General features: G+C 72.4%; 16 protein-coding genes, 4 tRNA genes, 1 other RNA gene and 1 pseudogene. 11 read left to right on the forward strand and 11 right to left on the reverse strand.

The window, feature by feature from the left end; genetic code table 11:
* Positions 1-116: 116 nt before the first annotated feature.
* From B072_RS0108700 to B072_RS0108730, 7 genes are all read left to right on the forward strand, one after another.
* A tRNA-Gly gene (locus tag B072_RS0108700) sits at positions 117-188 on the forward strand.
* A 79-nt stretch (positions 189-267) separates the two neighbouring features.
* Positions 268-343 (forward strand) — tRNA-Gly (locus B072_RS0108705).
* A gap of 127 nt (positions 344-470) precedes the next feature.
* Positions 471-1,466 carry an ABC transporter ATP-binding protein gene (locus B072_RS42850; protein ID WP_018529552.1) on the forward strand — a complete coding sequence of 332 codons (996 nt, stop codon included), beginning with the start codon at positions 471-473 and terminating at the stop codon, positions 1,464-1,466.
* Entirely contained in the window at positions 1,463-2,242 is a 780-nt protein-coding gene (locus tag B072_RS0108715; protein ID WP_018529553.1) for an ABC transporter permease, read from the forward strand. Before B072_RS42850 ends, B072_RS0108715 begins: the two co-directional genes overlap by 4 nt.
* A gap of 17 nt (positions 2,243-2,259) precedes the next feature.
* Positions 2,260-3,495, forward strand: coding sequence for a sensor histidine kinase (locus B072_RS42855; RefSeq protein WP_018529554.1), 1,236 nt, complete (start codon positions 2,260-2,262; stop codon positions 3,493-3,495).
* Positions 3,492-4,100 carry a response regulator transcription factor gene (locus tag B072_RS0108725; RefSeq protein WP_018529555.1) on the forward strand — a complete coding sequence of 203 codons (609 nt, stop codon included), beginning with the start codon at positions 3,492-3,494 and terminating at the stop codon, positions 4,098-4,100. The genes B072_RS42855 and B072_RS0108725 overlap by 4 nt, the downstream gene beginning before the upstream one ends.
* A gap of 45 nt (positions 4,101-4,145) precedes the next feature.
* Positions 4,146-4,221 (forward strand) — tRNA-Gly (locus B072_RS0108730).
* A gap of 76 nt (positions 4,222-4,297) precedes the next feature.
* On the opposite strand, the gene B072_RS0108735 is transcribed toward B072_RS0108730, so the two are convergent.
* From B072_RS0108735 to ffs, 6 genes are all read right to left on the reverse strand, one after another.
* Positions 4,298-5,221: a phosphoribosylaminoimidazolesuccinocarboxamide synthase gene (locus B072_RS0108735; protein WP_018529556.1), complete on the reverse strand. Its 924-nt coding sequence runs from the start codon at positions 5,219-5,221 to the stop codon at positions 4,298-4,300.
* A 90-nt stretch (positions 5,222-5,311) separates the two neighbouring features.
* Positions 5,312-6,769 (reverse strand): N,N-dimethylformamidase beta subunit family domain-containing protein, encoded by a 1,458-nt coding sequence (locus tag B072_RS0108740; RefSeq protein ID WP_018529557.1) that lies wholly within the window; start codon positions 6,767-6,769, stop codon positions 5,312-5,314.
* Positions 6,770-7,189: 420 nt separating this feature from the next.
* The gene (locus B072_RS0108745; protein WP_043243614.1) at positions 7,190-9,028 is read right to left on the reverse strand and encodes a hypothetical protein; all 1,839 of its coding nucleotides are present in this window, start codon (positions 9,026-9,028) and stop codon (positions 7,190-7,192) included.
* 451 nt (positions 9,029-9,479) lie between these two features.
* Positions 9,480-10,739: a phosphoribosylamine--glycine ligase gene (purD, locus tag B072_RS0108750; protein ID WP_018529559.1), complete on the reverse strand. Its 1,260-nt coding sequence runs from the start codon at positions 10,737-10,739 to the stop codon at positions 9,480-9,482.
* Between the two features lie 178 nt (positions 10,740-10,917).
* Entirely contained in the window at positions 10,918-13,137 is a 2,220-nt protein-coding gene (locus tag B072_RS0108755; RefSeq protein ID WP_018529560.1) for a DNA polymerase III subunit gamma and tau, read from the reverse strand.
* A gap of 65 nt (positions 13,138-13,202) precedes the next feature.
* Positions 13,203-13,301: signal recognition particle sRNA small type (ffs, locus tag B072_RS45950), an RNA gene on the reverse strand.
* A gap of 72 nt (positions 13,302-13,373) precedes the next feature.
* Here ffs and B072_RS0108760 point away from each other — a divergent pair.
* Positions 13,374-13,461, forward strand: a tRNA-Ser gene (locus B072_RS0108760).
* A gap of 284 nt (positions 13,462-13,745) precedes the next feature.
* Here B072_RS0108760 and B072_RS0108765 read toward each other — a convergent pair.
* The 3 genes from B072_RS0108765 to B072_RS42860 all read right to left on the reverse strand — a co-directional run bounded on the left by B072_RS0108765 (position 13,746) and on the right by B072_RS42860 (position 14,829).
* Positions 13,746-14,147 carry a hypothetical protein gene (locus B072_RS0108765; RefSeq protein ID WP_018529561.1) on the reverse strand — a complete coding sequence of 134 codons (402 nt, stop codon included), beginning with the start codon at positions 14,145-14,147 and terminating at the stop codon, positions 13,746-13,748.
* Positions 14,144-14,392: a hypothetical protein gene (locus B072_RS0108770; protein ID WP_026245595.1), complete on the reverse strand. Its 249-nt coding sequence runs from the start codon at positions 14,390-14,392 to the stop codon at positions 14,144-14,146. Before B072_RS0108770 ends, B072_RS0108765 begins: the two co-directional genes overlap by 4 nt.
* A 98-nt stretch (positions 14,393-14,490) precedes the next feature.
* Positions 14,491-14,829 (reverse strand): hypothetical protein, encoded by a 339-nt coding sequence (locus tag B072_RS42860; RefSeq protein WP_051127135.1) that lies wholly within the window; start codon positions 14,827-14,829, stop codon positions 14,491-14,493.
* A gap of 270 nt (positions 14,830-15,099) precedes the next feature.
* Between B072_RS42860 and B072_RS0108780 the strand changes: the two genes are divergently transcribed.
* Positions 15,100-17,925, forward strand: coding sequence for a DEAD/DEAH box helicase (locus B072_RS0108780; protein ID WP_018529564.1), 2,826 nt, complete (start codon positions 15,100-15,102; stop codon positions 17,923-17,925).
* The gene (locus tag B072_RS0108785; protein WP_026245596.1) at positions 17,922-19,157 is read left to right on the forward strand and encodes an SWIM zinc finger family protein; all 1,236 of its coding nucleotides are present in this window, start codon (positions 17,922-17,924) and stop codon (positions 19,155-19,157) included. Before B072_RS0108780 ends, B072_RS0108785 begins: the two co-directional genes overlap by 4 nt.
* A gap of 435 nt (positions 19,158-19,592) precedes the next feature.
* Here the strand turns inward: B072_RS0108785 and B072_RS46365 are convergent.
* Positions 19,593-19,865: pseudogene (locus B072_RS46365) on the reverse strand (LysR substrate-binding domain-containing protein); the annotation flags it as partial.
* A 47-nt stretch (positions 19,866-19,912) separates the two neighbouring features.
* On the opposite strand from B072_RS46365, the gene B072_RS42865 reads away from it, so the two are divergent.
* Entirely contained in the window at positions 19,913-20,335 is a 423-nt protein-coding gene (locus B072_RS42865; RefSeq protein WP_234018825.1) for an alpha/beta hydrolase, read from the forward strand.
* Between the two features lie 20 nt (positions 20,336-20,355).
* Here B072_RS42865 and B072_RS0108795 read toward each other — a convergent pair whose 3' ends face one another.
* A complete protein-coding gene (locus tag B072_RS0108795) occupies positions 20,356-21,543 on the reverse strand; it encodes an MFS transporter (protein WP_018529567.1) in 1,188 nt (395 codons plus the stop codon).
* Positions 21,544-21,630 lie beyond the last annotated feature (87 nt).

Consider the following 21,630-nt stretch of genomic DNA (forward strand, 5'->3'; position numbering starts at 1 on the left):
CCGGCCTCCACGTCAGGAGCCCCTCGCGGCAACCGACTTGCGCTGCACCCCCGACGGTCGGTTAGAGTCTGGAGCACGCCGAGGGGCAAGGCCGACAGGCCGAACCTCACGACCGTGCGGGTGTAGTTCAGTAGTAGAACATCCCCCTTCCAGGGGGAAGGCGCAGTGTGCAATTCCTGTCACCCGCTCCGCATCGCGTACCGATCACCCTTCTGGGTGCGGTAGGCTGGTGCTCGCGCCGATCAGTGAGAGCTGGTCGGAGGCAATGCGAACGTAGCTCAGTTGGTAGAGCGCAACCTTGCCAAGGTTGAGGTCGCGAGTTCGAACCTCGTCGTTCGCTCCAGTTCGGAAGGCCCGGATCCATCAGGATCCGGGCCTTCCGCGTTTCCCGCGCCCGACCTGACATTTGTCATGTACGTCGATGACAGCGCGCACTGCCACCCGGCCTCCGCCCCTGGAAGGCTCGAGTCATGACCAACAACGAGCGCGTGATCGACGTCACTGATCTGCGCCGCGTGTACGGGGACACGAAACAGGGGCCCTTCGAAGCGGTGCGCGGAGTGAGTTTCTCCGTGGGCCGCGGCGAGCTCTTCGCACTCCTCGGCACCAACGGCGCCGGCAAGACCTCCACCCTCGAACTCCTCGAAGGACTCGCGGCGCCGGCCGACGGGCAGGTGCGGGTGCTCGGCCACGACCCGTACACCGAACGGGACCTGGTGCGGCCCCGGATCGGTGTGATGCTCCAGGAGGGCGGGTTCCCCGGCGAGCTGACCGTCGCCGAGACCACCCGCATGTGGGCCGGGTGCACGAGCGGGGCACGGCCCGTCGACGAGGCGCTGGAGATGGTCGGCCTCGGCGGCCGCCGCACGGTGCGCGTCAAGCAGCTGTCCGGCGGGGAGAAGCGGCGGCTCGACCTCGCGCTCGCGCTGCTCGGACGCCCCGAGGTGCTCTTCCTCGACGAACCGACCACCGGGCTCGACGCCGAAGGGCGCCAGGAGACCTGGGAGTTGGTGCGCCGGCTGCGCGCCGACGGCACCACCGTGCTGCTGACCACGCACTACCTCGAAGAGGCCGAGGAGCTCGCGGACCGGCTCGCGATCCTGCACGAGGGGCGGATCGCCGCCGAGGGAACCGTCGACGAGGTCGTCGCGGCCCAGCCGTCCCGGATCTCGTTCGAGCTGCCCGACGGGTACTTCGTCGGGGACCTGCCCCCGCTGGCCCCGCTCGGGGTGAGCGGCCACGAGGTCGAGGGACGCACCGTACGACTGCGTACGGACGAACTGCAGCGGACCGCCACCGGGCTGCTCGTGTGGGCCCGGGACGCGGACGTGGAACTGCGGCGGCTCGATGTGCGCGGGGCCTCGTTGGAGGAGGCGTTCCTGCGGATCGCGCGGGACGCGAAGACCTCGGCCGGCGCGGGCGATGCGGCCGGTGCGTCGGTTCCGGAGAAGGAGATGGCGGGATGAGCACGGTAGCGATGACCACCTCCGCGGGTCGGCTCAAGGCGCTCGCGCGGGCCGAGTTCACGCTCATCGGGCGGAGCAAGGGCGTGCTGTTCACGGCGGTGTTCGTGCCGCTCGTGCTGCCCTTCAGCGTCTCCCGGTCCGTGGACAAGAGCACTCTGAAGGACGCCGGGCTCGACCTCGGCACCGTCATGATCTCCTCGGCGATCGCCTTCTCGCTGCTGTTCGCCGTGTACAGCTCGCTGGTGAGCGTGTACGCCTCCCGGCGCGAGGAACTCGTCCTCAAGCGGCTGCGCACGGGGGAACTGCGCGACCTGGAGATCCTCGCCGGGGCCGCCGTGCCGTCCGTCGTGATCGGGCTCGTGCAGTGCGTGGCGGTGGCCGGCGTGTGCGCGGTGGCGCTGGACGCCGGGGCGCCGGACGCGCCGCAACTGGTCGTGCTCGGCGTGCTGTTGGGCATCCCGCTGTGTGTCGCCCTCGCCGCCTTCACGACGGTCTTCAGCCGCAGCGTGGAGAGCGCGCAGGTCGCCGCGATGCCGATGCTGCTCGTCTCGATGATCGGCTCCGGCGGGATCGTCCCGCTGGAGGTGTTCCCCGACAAGCTGGCGGCCGTCTGCGAGCTGCTCCCCCTGACGTCGGCGCTCACGCTGGTGCGGGGCGGCTGGAGCGGCATCCTGACCGGCGGGGAGTCCTTGAAGGCGATCGTCGTGGCGGTGGCCTGGATCGTCGTGGCCGTGTTTGCTGTGCGGAAGCGGTTCCGGTGGGAACCTCGGCGCTGACGGCAGGAGGATCTTCGGTGGCGCGGGTTCGGTGGCGGGACCGCAGCAAGGTCGAGCGCGTGGAGTGGCAGAGCCGGTTCACGCTGGGCGCGGTCAACTGGTTGTTCCTGCTCGCCTGGTCGGGCACCGGTCTCGCCGGGAGCCTGCGGGGCGAGCGCACCGCGTTCGCCCTCGGGGTCGCACTGGTCGTGGTGAACGCCGCCCAGTGCCTGGTCGCCGGCCGGCACACGAGCCTCGCCCTCGATCAGTACCTCGGGCGCGGGCCGGTGCCCCGGGCCCTGACGGTCACCGCCGGGGCCCTCACCCTTGCCGCGTTCGCGCTGATCGCGGCCATCGTGGCCACCGACAGCAACCGCGACGGACTGATCGCGATGCCGCTGCTGTTCGCGCCGATGCCCTTCGCCGGGGCCTACTCGCTGATGGTGCCGGTCCGCCGGTTCGTGCGGCAGGCGGCCGTGGTCATCGCGGTCGTCCTCGCGTGCAGCGCGGTCCTCGGGCACGCCTCGGTGAGCCTGGTCGCCGAGGCCGGGCTGCTCGCCCTGAGCGCCGCGATCGCGCTCGCCTCCTACCGGTGCAGCGCCTGGAACCTCTCCGTCGTGTGGGAGTCCGAGCGGTCCCGCGAGGTCGAGGCCCGGCTCGCCGTCGCCGAGGAGCGGCTGCGCTTCGGGCGCGACCTGCACGACGTCATGGGCCGCAATCTCTCGGTCGTGGCCCTGAAGAGCGAACTCGCCGTGCAGCTGGCCCGGCGCGGACGCACCGAGGCGGCCGTCGCGCAGATGGTCGAGGTGCAGCGCATCGCGCAGGAGTCGCAGAAGGAGGTACGTGATGTCGTACGGGGATATCGCGAGGCCGACCTGACCGTCGAACTGGTCGGTGCGCGGGGCGTGTTGGACGCGGCCGGGATCGCGTGCACGGTGACGGGCTCGGCCGCCGGGCTGCCGGGCGAGGTGCAGTCGGCGCTCGCCTGGGTGGTACGGGAGGCCACCACGAACGTACTGCGGCACGGGGACGCGAAGTCCTGTCGGGTGACGGTGGAGAACAAGGCGGAAGGGGTCGTGCTGACCGTGGAGAACGACGGGGCCGCGGCGGCCGCCCAGGGCGGTCGTGGGTCCGGGCTCGCCGGGCTGCGGGAGCGGCTCGCCCAGGTGAACGGGACGCTGGAGGCGGGTGTGGTGCGCGAAGGGGTGTTCCGGGTCATGGCCGTCGTGCCGTCGGTACCGGCGCGGCAGCCCGAGCCGGAGGGGGTCCGATGACCCTGCGCGTCCTGCTCGCCGACGACGAGCACCTCATCCGCGGGGCCCTCGCCGCCCTTCTCGCCCTCGAGGACGACCTCGTCGTGGTCGCCGAGGCCGCCACCGGGCCCGAGGCGCTGGCCATGGCGCGGGCGCACAAGCCGGACGTCGCCGTGCTCGATCTGCAGATGCCGGGCGCCGACGGTGTGAGCGTGGCCACATCGATCCGGGACGAACTGCCCGGCTGCCGCACCATGATCGTGACCAGCCACGGGCGCCCTGGACATCTGAAGCGGGCCCTCGCGGCCGGGGTGCGCGGGTTCGTGCCGAAGACCGTGAGCGCGCAGCAACTCGCCGAGATCATCCGCACCGTGCACGCCGGAAACCGTTACGTGGACCCGGAGTTGGCGGCCGACGCGATCTCCTCCGGCGACTCCCCGCTGACCGCCCGCGAGGCCGAGGTGCTGGAACTGGCGGCGGACGGGGCGCCCGTCACGGAGATCGCCGAGCGGGCCGCGCTGTCCCCGGGGACGGTGCGCAACTATCTCTCGTCGGCCGTGTCCAAGCTGGGGGTGGAGAACCGTCACGCGGCGGTGCGTCTCGCACGCGAGCGGGGTTGGGTATAGTTGGCGTCGCGCTTCGGCGCACGGGACACCACCCCGGTGGTGCCTGCGAACGTAGCTCAGTTGGTAGAGCGCAACCTTGCCAAGGTTGAGGTCGCGAGTTCGAACCTCGTCGTTCGCTCCATGAAGAAGAGCCCCGGTCCCTACGGACCGGGGCTCTTCTCGTTCTACGGCTTCCGCTTCTCCGGTTTCTCCGGCTTCTACGACCAGCTCTGGCCGGTGAGCAGCTCGTACGCCTCGATGTACTTGGCGCGCGTCGCGGCGACGACCTCCTCGGGGAGGGCGGGCGGCGGGGTCTCGCTCTTGCGGTCCCAGCCGGAGGCCGGCGAGGTCAGCCAGTCCCGTACGAACTGCTTGTCGTAGCTCGGCTGCGCGCGGCCCGGCTGCCACTGGTCGGCCGGCCAGAAGCGGGACGAGTCCGGGGTGAGCACCTCGTCCGCGAGGATCAGCGTGCTCGTTCCGTCCGGGGCCCTGTCGAACCCGAACTCGAACTTGGTGTCCGCCAGGATGATGCCGCGCTCGCGCGCGATGTCCCGGGCCCGGCTGTACACGGCGAGCGTGGCCTGGCGCAGCTGCGCGGCGGTGTCCGCGCCGACCTGGCGGGCCACTTCCTCGTAACTGACGTTCTCGTCGTGCTCGCCGACCGCGGCCTTGGTGGCGGGCGTGAAGATCGGGGCGGGCAGCTCCGAGCCGTCCTCCAGGCCCTCGGGCAGCGCGAGACCGCAGACCGTGCGGGACTCGTTGTACTCGACCAGGCCGGAACCGGTGAGGTAGCCGCGGGCGACCGCCTCCACCGGGACCATGTCGAGGCTCTTGCAGATGAGGGTGCGGCCCGCCCAGTCGGCCGGGGCGCTCTCGGGCAGGTCCTCGTCGGCAGCGGACAGGACGTGGTTCGGGATCAGGTCCTGGAGTTGGTCGAACCACCACAGGGAGAGCTGGGTGAGGACCCTGCCCTTGTCCGGGATCAGGCTGGGCAGCACCCAGTCGTACGCGGACAGGCGGTCGGTGGCGACCATCACGAGGTCGCCCGTCTCGTTGCGGTACAGGTCCCGCACCTTGCCGGTGTGGAGATGCACCAGGCCCGGCACCTGCGGCGGCTCGGGCTTTTCGACGAATCCGGACACGGTTCCTCCCCGTGGTTCTGTACGAGTGCTCTCGATTGTCCCGTACGGGGAGACGAGTTCTGGCCACGGGTCGGGCGCGGGGCTGTGTGCTCAGTCTCGTTTGCAGATGCGGTCGAGGAGGTTGGCCGTCGCGCGCTGGACTCGGGGGTCGACGTGCCCGGGCCGGTCCAGGGCCGGGGACCAGGCGAACGTCCCGGACGCGAAGACCAGCGCGCCGGACGGCGCCCGGTACAGCGAGGTCTCCTGGTGGCGGCGGACCTTGTCGCCGTCCCGGTACGGGGAGTGGGCCAGCAGGATCCGGTCCTGATGCTCGGGCAGGGCCGTGCGCGGGAAGTAGCGGTCGGCCTCGCCGGCGACCAGTCCCTCGATCTCGTCTCCGTCGTGGGCGCCGGTCGCCTCCCACAGCCAGTGGTCCGCGTTCCGTACGACCAAGGGGTGCGGCTCGGGGACGCGGCCCGCGTACTGGATCCCCAGGAGTTGCTGCTCGGGCCGGTCGATCTCCCGCCACAGGGTCGCCTTGCCCGGGCCTCTGCGCTTGCGGCAGGTGAGGAGGCGGTCGGGGACACCGGACGGGGACGGGCCCAACTCCACCTGCCAGTACATGGTGTTGGCGGAGAGGAAGACGAGGGAGGTGCCGTGCTCGCGGGCCTGCTCGGTGGTACGGCGCATGTTCGCCGACCAGTACTCGTCGTGGCCGGGGAAGACCAGTCCGCGGTACCGGGTCGGGTCGATGCGGCCCGCGTGCAGGTCGCGGGCGTCGGCGTACGCCAGGTCGTAGCCGTACCGCTCCGCCCAGCGGATGAAGTCGTAGGCGTGGCCGACGTGGAGGGGGAGGCCCGCGCCCGCGTACGGGCGGTCGAAGGAGACCGTGATCGCGGCCTCGCTCTCGCCGAGCAGCCGGCCCTCCTCGTCCCACGCGTGGTAGAGGCTGGCGCCGGTGTGCCCGTCCTCCGGGTACAGGTTGTACGCCTGCCACGTGATGTCCGGCAGGAGGAGGAGCAGATCGGCCGGATTCGTGTCGCGGACCGTGAACGGGACGTGCGACCGGTAGCCGTCGAGGGTGGTGAGGACGGCCACGTACGCCCCCACGTTCCAGTGCGAGGGGATCTGCAGGCGCCAGGACTGCCACCAGTGGTGGCAGGAGACCGTGCGGTCCACCGAGAGGGGCGGCGGCTGGACGATGCCGGAGAGCCGGGGGCTCGTGGTGATCTTGCGGGCGCCGTCGCCCGCGTAGTGGCCGATCCGGTAGATGTCCACGGTGAACTGCTGGGGCGGGTCGACCGTGATGTGGAAGTCGATGGCCTCGCCGGGGGCGGCCGCGCCGGTGGAGGTGAAACCCTTGATCTGGCGGTGCACGTCGTCGGCGGAACGGGGGCCGCTGGTGCGCGGGCTGGGAATGGCGGCGCTGTTCGTGGAGCCGGGCTGCGGGGCGTGCTCCAGGTCCACGTACCAGGGAACGACCTGACCCGTGTCGTCGAAGTAGTGCTCGCTGCCGCGCAGCCAGGGCAGCGGGCCCTGGCCGAAGGGGTCGCTCACCGCGTGCGCCATCGCGCCGGACTCCCAGCGGGGTGTGCGGGGGCGCGGGGGCGGGGCGGCGCCCTGCCGCGCCTGCTCCTCCGGGTGCCCTGCCCTGTCAGGCCCCAGCGCCATGCCTGCTCCCTCCCTCGCTCCCCCGAGCCGGCCCACGCGGATGTCCGCGTCCGGGCTCTGGTGCGTCCGGTTCGGTGCGTCCTGGCTGCTGCGTCCGGGCTGCTGTGTCCGTCCGTCGCATCCCGTGCGCCGAGTCCGTCTGGTGCGCCTGTGTGGTGCGGTTTGTGTGCCTGTCCGGCACGTCTGGGTGGTGCGTCCATATGTTGTGTCCGCGACCGGTCCCAGCACATCACATAACGCACGCAGTCCGTCACCGTTCGTCGTGAATTGGCGAGACTGGAACGCTTCCCTCCGGTGCACGCTCCGGGACGCACGGGGTCATACCAGGCGTACGGGCTTCTCCGGGCGGATGCCGAGCCGGGCCAGCCAGCACTTGAGGGGCTCGGGGTCGCCGTCCTCGACCAGGCTCAGGACGCGGGGCGCGAGGTCGGCCGCCCGCTCGCCGTCGACGAGGAGCGACGGGCCGTCCAGCCAGTCCAGGCCCGGGGTCGCGCCGGCCGTGTCCACGGCGGCGCAGCACACCATCGCGGTGACGTGGTCGGACAGCAACTCGCGTCCGGTGCGCGGGGGCTGGAGCGGGAAGAGCGGCAGCGCGCCCTCGTCCCACAGCGCCCCGTCCGGGCCCTGGCCCGCGGTGGCGACCGGCGGCGCCGGACGCTCCTGCTCCTCGCGGGCCAGCTCGGCGCTGAGCCCGGCGGAGAGGGTGTCGACCTCGGGGCGGGGGGCGGGGTCGAGGTCGTGGTCGAGGTCCTCGATGTCGACCTCTGTCTCGGCCTCGGGCCCGGTCGTCCGGAGCTGGGCCTCCGGCCGGGGGGGATCCTCGGCGGTGGTGTCAGGGGTCTCGGGGGTCTCGGGGGTCTCGGGGGTCTCGGGGGTCTCGGGGGTCTCGGCGGACGCCGCGAGGTGGTCGAGGACCCGGGCGAGGGTGGGGCCCTCGGAGGACGCGGCGGAGGTGTCGGGGCGGTGCACGCCGAGCGTGTCCAGGACCCGGTGCAGGCGTGCCGCGTCGATGCGCCACTTGCGGTCCACGACCTCGTCCGGGTACTCCTGCCAGTCCACCGGCGCCCAGTCGGGGCCGGACTCGGCGGGGCCGCCGTGGAAGAGGCGGGCGGCGAGCAGGGAGGCCGCCTCGTCGACGGTGCCGGGCTCCTCCAGCAGGTCGCAGGCGGGGCGCTCGCCGAGCCGGGACGCGAAGACCCCGTTCTGCGCGGCGAGGCGGTCGCGGCGGGAGAGCTCGGTGAGGGCGGCGACCACGCCCGCGTCCAGGCGGGACGGCCAGCGGCCCATCCGCCAGGCGGGCAGTGCCACCCGGGTCAGCAGGCGGTCCCAGCCCGCGTACGCGAGCCCGACCTGCTCCTGCGCGACGATCCTGAGGCCGTAGTCCACAGCCTGTGCACGCTCGGAGGCGGCCGCGGCGACCCCGCGCTCCATCTCGGCGGCGTGGATCCGGCAGCCGCTCAGCATCTGCCGGGCGACCCAGCCGACCCCGCCCAGGACGGTGCGGGCGATCGGCCCGCGCCCGGGGGCGGCGGCGACCGCCACGGCCGCGTCGAGGCCGCGCACGAAGCGCCGGGCGGCGGCTATGTCGGGGTGCGCGCTCGGTCCCGTACCGGCGACGACCGGGGCGAGCACCGCGCGCAGCTCGCCCACCCGCATCCACCACAGGAACGGGGAGCCGATGACCAGGACCGGGGCGGTGGACGCCGCTTCCCCGCTGTCCGACGCCGTCTCCCGGGCGCGCCGGGGCGGGCCGTGGGCCGGGTGCGTCCGGTCCTCGAGCCAGCTGTCGCAGTCCGGGGTGAGCGCTATGGCCGACGGCGCCGGGACGTCGAGCCGGTCGGCCAGGTCGCGCACCAGGCGGTACAGGTCGGGGGCGGTGTCCTCGGCGATCGGGACGGTCGGGCTGACCGCGGGGCGGGCCCGCGCGACGACGAGCGCGACGCCCGCCGCGGCGAGCAGCACGACCGCCGCGACCACGGACACGACGATCCGCGCGACGTCCCAACTCCCGCCCGTCATATGGCCGGTGGCGCCACCGGCGAGCAGCACCACGGACGCGGCCGCGGGCAGCAGAGCCAGCCCTGTCGCCCTGCCGCGGATGCGCAGCACGGCCAGGGCTCGGGAGCGCGCTGCCTGCGCGCCCACTTCCGCACCCATACCGGACACGACCGATGTCACCCCCTGCTGCCTGTGCCTTCTGTCCGACCGAGGGCCGGGGCCCACGACGGAACACTGGTGGCGTTGCTCACTCCCCCACTGTGGCACCCGCCACTGACATCGCAATGCCGGTGGTCCGTCTGGTTCTGTCTCGGTCTGTTCTCCGGCTGTTCTCGGTACGAGACGGTTCCCGACGGGCGGAGGTTCGGCTTCACGGGTGCCTGACCTCCGTGCGCCGCACCCTAGTTGGGCTCCGGGGCCTCGTCAGCCGGATGGGGGCAGCGGTCACCCGATGGAATGGCTTTGGGCAAAGGTGGCTGACATGGCGGCGCCGGGCGGGAGAGGGTGACTCCCGCCCGGCGGCACGTTCCGATCGTGCGCAGTCCGTGTGCTGTCCGTGCTCCGGCCGTGCTCCGGCGGAGTTCTCTCCGAGTTCCGGCCGAGTTTCCGGTCAGCTCTCGGCCGCCGCCTTCGCGGCGATGTCCGTGCGGTGCTGGGAGCCGTCGAGCCCGATGCAGGCCACCGCGGCGTACGCGCGCTCACGGGCCTGCGTCAGGTCGCCGCCCGTCGCCGTGACGGACAGCACGCGACCGCCCGCGCTCACGACCGGCCCGTTCTCGCCGTCGCGCTTGGTCCCGGCGTGCAGGACGTACGCGTACGGGGCATCCTGTGCGGCCACCTCGTCGAGCCCGGTGATCGGGTCGCCGGTGCGCGGGGTGTCCGGGTAGTTGTGCGAGGCGACGACGACCGTGACGGCCGCGTCGTCGCTCCAGCGCAGCGGCTCCAGGTCGGCGAGCGTGCCGGTCGCGGAGGCGAGCAGGACTCCGGCCAGCGGGGTCTGGAGCCGGGCCAGCACGACCTGGGTCTCGGGGTCGCCGAAGCGGGCGTTGAACTCGATGACGCGGACGCCGCGGCTCGTGATGGCGAGACCGGCGTAGAGCAGGCCGGAGAAGGGCGTCCCGCGCCGCTTCATCTCGTCCACGGTCGGCTGCAGGACCGTGTCCAGGACCTCCTGGACCAGCTTCGGGTCGGCCCACGGGAGGGGCGAGTACGCGCCCATGCCGCCGGTGTTCGGGCCCTCGTCGCCGTCGAGCGCGCGCTTGAAGTCCTGGGCGGGCTGGAGCGGGAGGACCGTCTCGCCGTCGGTGATCGCGAAGAGCGAGACCTCGGGGCCGTCGAGGAACTCCTCGATGACGACGCGCTCGCAGGCGCGTCCGTGGGCGCGGGCCAGCTCGATGTCGTCGGTCACGACGACGCCCTTGCCGGCCGCGAGCCCGTCGTCCTTCACGACGTACGGGGCGCCGAACGCGTCCAGCGCCTCGTCGACCTCTTCCGGGGTCGTGCAGACGTAGGAGCGGGCCGTGGGCACGCCCGCGCCGGCCATGACGTCCTTGGCGAACGCCTTGGAGCCCTCCAACTGAGCGGCCTCGCCGGACGGGCCGAAGACGGGGATTCCGGCGTCGCGCACGGCGTCCGCGACGCCCGCCACCAGGGGGGCCTCGGGGCCTACGACGACGAGGTCGGCCTCCAGTTTCTTGGCGAGGGCGGCTACTGCCGCGCCGTCGAGGGCGTCGACCGCGTGCAGCTCGGCGACCTCGGCGATGCCTGCGTTGCCGGGGGCGCAGTGCAGGGCGGAGACGTCGGGGTCGAGGGACATTGAGCGGCACAGGGCGTGTTCGCGGGCGCCGCTGCCGATGACGAGGACCTTCACGCGGTCAGCCTATCCGGCGGGGGCGGGTGCGCTTGTAGGGGCTTCCCAAGGTGGGGTGGGCCGGGGTTTGTGGGTTTCTCCAGGGGAGGGGCCGTGGGGTGGGGGCGCGGGGAACCGCGCGCCCCTGAGAGACGGGCCCAGCTCGCCATGCGGCGGGAGGGGTCCGTCTCTCTCAGAACTACTCGTTGGTGAATTCCTCGACCACTGTCGCGCCCAGTTCGCGGACGATCAGGTCGTGGCCCGAGAGGGATTTCTCGTCCAGGTCCGGGTCGTCGTCCTCCGGGGTGTCGTCCTCCGCCGAGACCGGCTGGCGGACGGGGGCCGGGGCGGGTGCCGGAGCTGGTGTCGGGGACGGGGCGGGAGCGGGGGACGGAGACGTCGGCTGAGGCGCGGGCGCCGGTGGCGGGGTGTAAACGGGGGGCGCCGCGTAACCGGCACCACCGCCACCGCCGTAGCCGCCGGAGGGCGCCCCGCCGCCCGCGTCGACCGTCGCGTCGATCTTCCACTGCACGTTGAACTGCTCGGCCAGAGCCGCCTTCAGGACGTCCTCGCTGCCGCTGCTCGCGAAGTTGTCGCGGGCGCCCGCGTTCACGAAACCGAGCTGGAGCGTGGTGCCGTCGAAGCCTGTCACCTGGGCGTTCTGGCTGAGCAGGATCCAGGTGAAGCGGCGCTTGTTCTTGACCGCCTCCAGGATGTTCGGCCAGAGGGTGCGCGGGTCCGGGCCGCCGACCGGTGCCGCCGCCATGGGCGCGGCCGGAGCCGGGGCCGCCGGTGCGGCGGCTGTGGGCGCGGGGGCGGACTGCTGCGGCGCGGGCGGCTGCCCGGAACCGGCGGCCGCGGCCGTGGGCCACCCGCCGGGCTTGCGGCCACCGCCCGCCGGGGCCGCGGTGGGCCAGGAGCCCGGGGCCTGCGCGGGAGCAGCGGGGGGTGCGGCCGGCGCGGGCGGTGCGGCCGGCGCCGGAGGCTGGGCCTGGGGCTGGGGCTGGGCCTGCGGAGCGGGTGCGGGTGTGGGCGCAGGTGCCGCCGGGGCAGGTGCCGGAGCGGGGGCCTGGGCCTGCGCCTCTGCCTGAGGAGCCGGGGCGCCGCCGCCCCGTACGGCCGCGCGGGCCGCCGCCGGGCCGCTGCCGGGCGCCACAGGAGGAGCGGAGGGGGCGAAAGGTGCGGGAGGCGCCGCGTGGGCGTCGGGCCCGGGAACGTAGGCCATGGCGGGACCGGGTCCCTGGCCGCCCGGGGTGAAGACGCCGCCGCGCTCGATGCGCTCGAGGCGGGCCATGACGGAGCGCTCGTCGCCGTACGCGGCGGGCAGCAGCACGCGCGCGCAGATCAGCTCGAGCTGGAGCCGCGGTGCGTTGGCGCCGCGCATCTCCGTCAGGCCCTCGTTGACCAGGTCGGCGGCGCGGCTGAGCTCGGCCGCGCCGAACGTGCTCGCCTGCGCCATCATCCGCTCCACGACATCGGCCGGGGCGTCGATGAGCCCCTTCTCCCCGGCGTCGGGGACGGCGGCGAGGATGACGAGGTCGCGCAGCCGCTCCAGCAGGTCCGCCACGAAGCGGCGCGGGTCGTTGCCCCCCTCGATGACGCGGTCCACGACCTCGAAGGCGGCGGCGCCGTCACCGGTCGCGAAGGCCTCGACCACGGAGTCGAGCAGCGAGCTCTCCGTGTATCCGAGCAGGCCCGTCGCCATGGCGTACGTCACACCGTCCTCGGCGGCGCCGGCGAGGAGCTGGTCCATCACGGACATCGAGTCACGCACGGAACCGGCGCCGGCCCGCACGACGAGCGGAAGCACGCCGTCCGCGACGGGGATGTCCTCCTTGCCGCACACCTCACCGAGGTAGTCCCGCAGGGTCCCCGGCGGCACGAGCCGGAACGGGTAGTGGTGGGTCCGCGACCGGATCGTCCCGATGACCTTCTCGGGCTCGGTGGTCGCGAAGATGAACTTGAGGTGCTCCGGCGGCTCCTCGACGACCTTCAGCAGCGCGTTGAAACCCGCCGACGTGACCATGTGGGCCTCGTCGATGATGTAGATCTTGTAGCGGCTGGAGGCGGGCCCGAAGAATGCCTTCTCGCGCAGGTCACGGGCGTCGTCCACACCACCGTGCGAGGCGGCGTCGATCTCGATGACGTCGATCGACCCCGGTCCGTTGCGCGCGAGGTCCTGACAGGACTGGCACTCACCGCACGGCGTCGGAGTGGGACCCTGCTCACAGTTCAGACAGCGGGCCAGGATGCGGGCGCTCGTCGTCTTGCCGCAGCCGCGCGGACCCGAGAACAGGTACGCGTGATTGACCCGGTTGTTCCGCAGCGCCTGCTGCAACGGGTCGGTGACATGCTCCTGCCCGATGACCTCGGCGAACGACTCCGGGCGATAACGGCGGTACAGCGCGAGAGACGACACGTCTACGAGCGTATAGGCGCGCACTGACAACCAGACCCGCTACCAGTCCGGGGCCGGGCCCCGGGAACGCAAACGCCCCCCACGCACCCGCCAGAGCCGACCTACCCTTGCTGCCTTCCGGCCCTGGGGGAGTTCAGTCAGATAGCGCCACGTGAGGGGCTGCGCCAAGAGTACATGCTCCGGCCGGGTGGGAACGAGTTCGCGAGCACTCCTCAACGTCTTGTATTGTTTGCCGCGGAGGATTCGCCTAGAGGCCTAGGGCGCACGCTTGGAAAGCGTGTTGGGGGCAACCCCTCACGAGTTCGAATCTCGTATCCTCCGCCAAGTGCCTCACCGGGCACTAACGTCGAAGGGCCCCACCGCGAGGTGGGGCCCTTCGACGTTGTCCGTCCCAGTTTCAGTTCTCGCCCCAGTTGGGTCCTGGGCCGTCCGTGGACGGCTCCCAGAGAGCGTCGCCAAGGCGTTGCGCCCTGAGGAGCTTTGACACCGAACGCAGTCATGCCCCGCGTCCGGCGCTGCCTTATTCACCCATCACGGGTTGGCCAGCGGCGACTCTGGTCTCGGCGGATCCACGCGAAGCTGTCCATGGTCCCGGGACGATGCCGCGGTCATAGCCCGATCATCCGGACCTTGCTGCCGCACAGCCGGGTCATGTCATCGACATCCGACGTGAGGATGGCGACCGGGCCAGGCTGACGCAAGGCCGCTTCCGCGACGGTGGCGTCGATCGCGTGCTTGTGTCCGTGCAGACCGGCGCCCTTGAGCAGTTGGGCCGCCTCCTTGGCCGCCGCATCCGTGATCGGCTCCACCTTGACCCGGGAGAGCGCCCATTGCAGTCGGGGCAGGTTCACCCTGGCGTGGCTCACCTCCACGATGGTGTTGGCGCTGACGACAAGGTCCGCTCCCATGTCGTGGAACACCTGGAACATCGCCAGAACCTTCCGGTCCTGCACCACCCAGGCCGACAGCCCCTCGCTGTCCAGGACGACGGTCTCGATGTGCCCGCTCACGCGGCGCTCGCGCCGCCGGCGGCCGACGTCGTACCGAAGATACGCGCCCGCGCCTCGGCCAGCTCTTCCTCACTGAAGGCCCCGTGCTCGTCCGTGTGGCTGCGCAGGTCGGCCCCCAGGAGCTGGTGCCGGATCTGCCTGGCGACCGCTTCGGCGACGTAGCCGGAGATGTTGTCCGTGATCTTCCTCAGCTCCGCCACCTGCTCGGTGGGGAGTGTCACCGTGATGCGTGTGGTGTCAGCCATAGCCGCAAGCATACTGCGGTATGCGCGGTGCGTGCTGTCTGTTCCCGCAGTCGGTCCGGTCAGCGGCAGTCGGGGCGACTGTCCGTTCGAGCAGGGGCTCAGCCGGGCAGTTGCGCGACGCGCCGGTTCAGCGGGCAGTGGCGGTATGCCTCGATCCATTGCCAGCCCTCGGGGACGGGTTCCGGCAGCGGCAGGTCCAGAATTCCGATGTCCTGTCGGACCGACCCCCGGGCGCAGCGTGCGACCACGCGTCCGTCCTCGACCAGATCGACACCGACCACGCTCACCTCGACGCCGAGAACCGTCGTGGTGAAGGGCACAGCAAGGCCTTCCTCGATCATCGTGAAGAAGCCGGTGAGCTGCTCGTCCTCGCCGTAGGCGTCGACGGTGGCCTCTTCGATCAACGCCTCCGGCGCGGCTGGGTCCCAGGTGCTCACGACCTCACCGTAGCGCTGCACCGTACGGCTGAGGACCGGTGTGTTCAGCAGCGCCGTATCCGTCGTGGCACCGTCGCCGGCAGTCAAACCGAGGCTCGCGGTTGCCAGCGTGTGACGTTGCCTGGTGGGGTTCGGTAGTGAGCGGCCCTGGGGAGGGTCCGGCGAGCGACAGGGCGGAAGAGAGTGGCACGAGTCGTCGTACGAGAGCCGAGGTCGAGTACGGGCGCGAGGAGCGCACCGCCGCTGTCCCGGCAGGAAACATCCGCCTTCTTGAGGGAGCTGCTCGGCGCCGGCTGGGCGGCGGTGTTCCTGCCCGGTGAGCCCGCCCGCCTTGGGCGGCTCCTGCTGTGGAGGCCGACCGGGGCGGCAGCCGGAGACAGTACGGTGCCCACCGGCCTTGAGACCGAGGCGGTGGAGCTGGTCCTGCCGCACGGCCGCTCGGTCAGGCGGCGCAGGGTCGAGGGTTACGCGCTGCCTGTCGCCGTCGCTGTTTCCGCCCTGGCCGATGCGGAGCCGACGCATCCCTCCGGCGCCGCCTGGCAGGCCGCCACTCGCTTCGCGCTGCGGCTGCTCGCCGACGGCCGCCTCCACCCGGCCCTCACCCCTGCCGGTTACGACACCTGGCAGGTGGGTCCTTGCACCGCCGCCCAGCGCCAGACGCTGGACGCCCTGGCCGCCGCCTTCCCGCCACACGCCCACTGCCTGCCCGAGCCTGGCCCTGCTCCGGTACGGATCGCCGAACCGGCTGCGCTGGTACGCCAGTTCTGCGACGCGGTCGCCGATGAGCTGGTCCGTACGCCGGCCGCGCCGCTCGCCATGGGAGCGCTGCCGTACGCCTGGCGCGAGGCCCGCGCCGTGCCCACCTTGCGTGAATGGGCCGAGGAAACCCAGGCGGCGCTCACCGCCGAGGTCAGTGTCTCCCTGCGCGTCGACGTACCCGAAGGTCGCCGACGGCAGTTCCGGGCCGTCCTGCAACTGCACACCGCGGCGGATCCGGCGCTCGTCATCGAGGCCACACGCCTCTGGAGCGAGCCGACCGAAGTGGAGCGTCTGCTCGGCCCACGCGCCGAGTCCGAGACCCTTCTCGCCCTGCGCCGCGGCGCCCGCGCCTGGCCCCCGCTGCGGAGGCTGCTCGACGATGCCGCTCCCGATCAGCTCCGGTTGACCGACGACGAAGCCTTCGATCTCCTCGGGGACGCCACGAACGCGCTGCGCGCGGCCGGTGTCGACGTGCACTGGCCGCGCGACCTCGTCAAGGCGCTCACCGCGACCGCGGAGATCGGGCAGCGCACCGCCCCCGGTTCCGCCGCGGGCGGCCTGCTGGACACCGAGGCCCTCCTCGACTTCCGCTGGCAGGTCTCCCTTGGCGGCGAGCCGCTCACCGAGGCCGAGATGGACGCTCTCGCAGAGTCACGCCGTCCCCTCGTCCGGCTTCGCGACCAGTGGGTGGCCGCCGACCCGAAGCTGGTGGCCCGCGCCAAGCGCCGCCGGATGGAACCGCTCACCCCCATGGAGGCGTTGAGCGCCGCGCTGACCGGCGAGGCCGAGCCGGACGGTGACCGGGTCCCCTGTGCGGCGGTCGGTGCGCTCGGCGACTTGGTCGCTCGTATCCGCGACCCCGAGTCCCGCACCCTCGTGCCCCAGCCCGCCGCCCTCAAGGCCACGTTGCGCGAGTACCAGAAGCGGGGCCTGGCCTGGCTGGCCGAGATGTGCGCACTCGGCCTGGGCGGCTGTCTCGCCGACGACATGGGCCTGGGCAAGACCATCACCTTGCTCGCTCTGCACCTGCACCGCCAGAACGACCCCACCACCGCGGGCCCCTCCCTTGTCGTCTGCCCGGCCTCCCTGCTCGGCAACTGGCAGCGCGAGGCAGCCAGATTCGCACCGCTCACCCCCGTACGCCGTTACCACGGCGGCGACCGACACCTGGGGGACCTGGCCGACGACGAGATCGTCCTGGTCACCTACGGGGTGCTGCGCCGCGACCGCGAAGTGCTTGCAGAGACAGCCTGGTCGCTGGTGGCCGCCGACGAGGCCCAGCACATCAAGAACCCCTACGCCGTCACCGCCCGCGAACTGCGTGCCCTGCCCGCCCGCGCCCGCGTCGCTCTCACCGGCACCCCCGTGGAGAACAACCTCTCCGAGCTGTGGGCACTGCTCGACTGGACCACCCCCGGGCTCCTCGGCTCGCTCACCGCCTTCCGTGACCGGCATGCCCGCGCCATCGAGGCGGGCGAGGATCCCGAGGCCGCCGAGCGCCTGTCCCGTCTCGTACGTCCCTTCCTGTTGCGCCGCAAGAAGTCCGACCCCGGCATCGCGCCCGAACTGCCGCCCAAGACCGAGACCGACCACGTCGTCCCGCTGACGGCCGAGCAGACCAGCCTGTACGAGGCACAGGTCCGCGAGACCATGGCGAAGATCGCGGAGTCGGAGGGCATCGCCCGACGCGGTCTGGTACTCAAGCTGCTCACCGCGCTGAAGCAGATCTGCAACCACCCCGCCCAGTATTTGAAAGAGCCCCCGTATGTGAAAGAGCAGGGCCTGCGCCGGTCCACCCCCCTGCGGGGCCGCTCCGGCAAGCTCGACCTGCTCGACGAACTTCTCGACACCATCACCGCCGAAGGCGAATCCGTGCTGGTCTTCACGCAGTACAAACAAATGGCGGCTCTGCTGGAGAAGCATCTCGCCGAGCGCGGCGTCCCCGCTCTCTTCCTGCACGGGGCCACCCCCGTCGCACGGCGCGAGGAGATGGTGGACCGATTCCAGCGCGGTGAAGTGCCGGTGTTCCTGCTGTCGTTGAAGGCGGCGGGCACCGGACTCAATCTCACCCGCGCCACTCACGTCGTGCACTACGACCGCTGGTGGAACCCGGCCGTCGAGGACCAGGCCACCGACCGCGCCTACCGCATCGGCCAGGACAAACCCGTCCAGGTGCACAAGCTCCTCGCGGAGGGAACCGTGGAGGACAAGGTGGCGAAGCTGCTCGAAGCCAAGCGCGCCCTCGCCGACGCCGTCGTCGGCTCCGGCGAGGCAGCCCTGACCGAACTGTCCGACGCCGACCTCGCCGAACTCGTCGCCCTGGGAAGGCAGTCATGAATCCCGCTGTCCCCGGCCCGCGCCGTGCCCCCGCCCGCGGTAAGCGAGCCTTCGCCGCGACCTGGTGGGGCCAGGCATGGGTGGCCGCTCTGGAGGACTCCACCCTGGACGCCGGACGGCTCTCGCGCGGACGCACCTACGCCCGCAAGGGCATGGTCGGCCCGGTCACCATCGCTCCGGGCAAGGTCAATGCCTCTGTCCAGGGCAGCCGCCCGCGCCCGTACCGCTCCTCAGTCCACCTGCCCGTCCTCACCGGCCCCCAGTGGGACACCCTGCTCGACACGATCGCGGCCCGCGCCGGACATCTCGCGGCACTTCTCGACGACGAGATGCCCGCCGAACTCGTGGACGACGCCCGGCGCGCAGGCGTCCCACTGCTCCCACTGCCCACCGAGCTCGATCCGGAGTGCTCCTGCCCCGACTGGGGATACCCCTGCAAGCACGCCGCCGCGCTCTGCTACGCCATCGCCGCCACCATCGACACCGACCCATTCGTGCTCTTCGCGCTGCGCGGCCGCGGTCGCGAGGAGATCTTCGCCCAGCTGCGCGCACTCCGTACGGCAGCACAGGAGACCGCCGCCCCACCGGCACCGGCCGGCATCCCGGCCGCCGCCGCGTACGCCCACTGGGCCGAAGAGTCCCCCGAACTGCCCGAACTCCCGGAACCCGCCGCCCACACCACAGCACTGCCCGTCACCCCGCCATCCGGAGCCGGCCTGGCCGCCGCCGACCTGGAACGCCTCATGGCCGATGCCACCGCGCGCGCCGCCCGGCTCCTCGCGGGCGACACCGCCGACCTGTACCTGACCCAGCACCAGGACGCCGTCCGCATCGCCGCAAGCGACCCCGGACCCGAGTGGTTCCACCACCTGATCCAGAACACCGGCACCAAACCCACTGCCTTCGCACGCCTCACCCACGCCTGGCGCCACGGCGGCCCCACGGGCATCACCGTCGCCGAACACCCCTACGCCCCCGACACGACGGTGATGAAGGCCGCCCGCACCGCCCTGGACGCGGCCCTCGCCGAGATGACCGACTCCCCCACACACCTCAGAACCTGGCGCAACCGCCTCACCCTCACCCACCACGGCATCCAGCTGCGTCTGGGCCCCGACGCCCGCTGGTACCCCTACCTCCAGGACGACGACGGCGAATGGTGGCCCGCGGCACCAGCCGACACTGACCCGGTCACCGCGCTCACCGCGGCCTGGTCGCAGAACGGGGAGTAAGGAAGCGATTTCCCGCTGACCAGGAACCACGAGCAGAAGCTGGACACACTCACGCTGGACACACTCACGCTGCTCCCACTTCCGTGGTTGCAGTCCTGGTTGCATTCACCGGCGTACGCCACCGTTCACGAGGCTCACCGGTCACCGCATCCCTGCAGGTCAGAACATCCCTGGCTCTCGCCGGACACCCAGACGAACATTTGGAAAGCGTGTTGGGGGCAACCCCTCACGAGTTCGAATCTCGTATCCTCCGCCAAGTGCCTCACCGGGCGACGTTGTCCGGCCCAGTTTTCGTCCCGGTTTTCGTCTCAGTCGGCTTCTGGGGCGGCTGGGCTCGGCGGATCCCAGAAAGCGTCGCCGACTTGCTGCGCGACCTTCCGCAGCATCGGCCGGGACGCCGGGGAGTCGGAGCACGGCACGGTGGCGTGACGTGCGTCATACGGTCGACCGTCTCGTGGGCCCTAGGCGTAGTCCGAGGGCAGTCACAGGGCCGCTCGGGCCCGGCTCAAAGCCGGCCGCCGCGCACACGGAACGGGTCACCGCTCCGCAGCAGGTCGCCGGGGTGCCCACGAGCCAGCGTTCCTCCGCCAGGTCGCGCAGGTCCACCGCGGGGCGGTCCGCCAGGCGGTGGCCCGGGGGCAGGGCCACGTCCAGGATGTCGGTCAGCAGGTCGGTGCGGGCGTAGCGCGGCCCGGGGTCACGAGGTCGCGTACCCGCAGCTGCCCGATCCCGATGAGCCCGAACTCGATCTGTGGGTGCGGGAGTTGTGCCGGCGGCTGGCGGGGTTCTCCGCGCCGCCCGTCGTCGTCCGCCACAGTCTCGGCTGCCTGGTGTGGCTGCACGCCGTCGCCCGCGGGCTCGTGCCGGAGGGGGCCGTGGCGCGGGTCCTGCTCGTGGCGCCGCCCTCCGCGTCGTTCGTCGCCGGGCACCCGGAGATCGCGGGCTTCGCGCCGCCCGGGCCGGTGGCCGGGCAGGTCGTGGGCGCCCGGATCGTGGCGAGCGACGCCGATCCGTGCTGCCCCGAAGGCGCCGTCGTCGCGTACGGGCGTCCGCTGGGGATCGCCACGGACGTGGTCGCGGGCGCCGGGCACCTGTCCCTGGACGACGGTTACGGGGCCTGGCCGTCGGTGCTCGCGTGGTGCCTGGCGGCGGACCCGGCGACGGCCGGCTTCGAGTAGTCGCCGGGGATCGGCCGGGTTCAGGCGGTCGGGAAGCCGTGTCTGCGGGACGTCAGGACCACGGCGAGGACCGGGGTGAGGAGGAGGGGTACCGCCCAGGGGAGGGCTGTCGTGCCGGAGAGGTCGAGCAGGATGCCGCCTGCCACGCCGCCGCCGGCCATCGCCGCGTTCCACAGGGTGACGAGCAACGCCTGCGCGGCGTCGGCCTGTTGGCCGCCCGCGCGGCCCGCCGCCGTCTGCAGCAGCGTCGGGACGCCGCCCCAGCCGAGGCCCCAGAGCGCGGCGGCGACGTAGATCAGGGCGGTGGAGTCCGCGAACAGGGCGAGGACGGCGGCCGCGACCGCGACGAGGACGGTGCCCGCGAGGGTGAGGGCGCGCAGGCCGCGGTGGACGAGGGCGCCGACGACGCCGATGGAGACGAGCGACGCCGCGCCGAAGACCAGCAGGACCAGATCGGTGGAGCCGCCCAGGCCCAGGTCGTCGAGGAACGTCGCGATGTACGCGTAGAGGATCGTGTGCGCCAGGACGAAGACGAGGGTGACCGTGAGGACCGCGGGGACGCCGGGGACCCGCAGCGCGTGCAGCATCGGGGTGCGGGCCGCGCGTTCCTGGCCCGGGTGGTCGGGGACGGCCAGGCGGATCCAGCCGAGCAGGACCACGGTCAGCGCCGTCATCGCCCAGAACGCGGTGCGCCAGCCGAGCGCCGAGCCGAGGAAGGTGCCCGCCGGGACGCCGACGGAGAGCGCCACCGGGATGCCCGCCATGGCGATCGCGAGGGCCTTGCCCTCCAGGTTCGGCGGGGCGAGGCGGCGCGCGTACCCGGCGAGCAGGGCCCAGGCCAGGCCGGCCGCGACGCCCGCCGCGAACCGTGCCGTCATCGTCAGGGCGTACGAGGAGGAGAGCGCCGTCACCGTGTTGGCCGCGGCGAACCCGGCCATGGCGGTGAGCAGGAGCCGCCTGCGGTTCCAGGCGGCGGTGGCGGCGGTGAGCGGGATCGCGGTGAGGAAGGTTCCGGCGGCGTAGACCGTGACGGTCTGGCCCGTCGCCGACTCGGTGGTGCCGAGGGAACGGCTCATGGCGGGGAGCAGGCCCGCCGGGAGGGTCTCGGTGAGGCTCGTGACGAAGACGGCGGTGGCCAGGGCGAGGAGGGCGGGGAGGGGCGGTCTGCTGCCTTTCGCCACCTCGGTCCGGCCTGCGTAGGTGGTCATGGGGGCTCCCGTGCCGGGGGTTCGTGGTCGTCGGGACGAGCCTGGCGGGAGGGGCTTCGGGTTCGCTGACGGGTTGCTGACGGTCGA

This window comes from Streptomyces sp. HmicA12 (genome assembly GCF_000373565.1).
Taxonomy (GTDB): Bacteria; Actinomycetota; Actinomycetes; order Streptomycetales; family Streptomycetaceae; genus Streptomyces.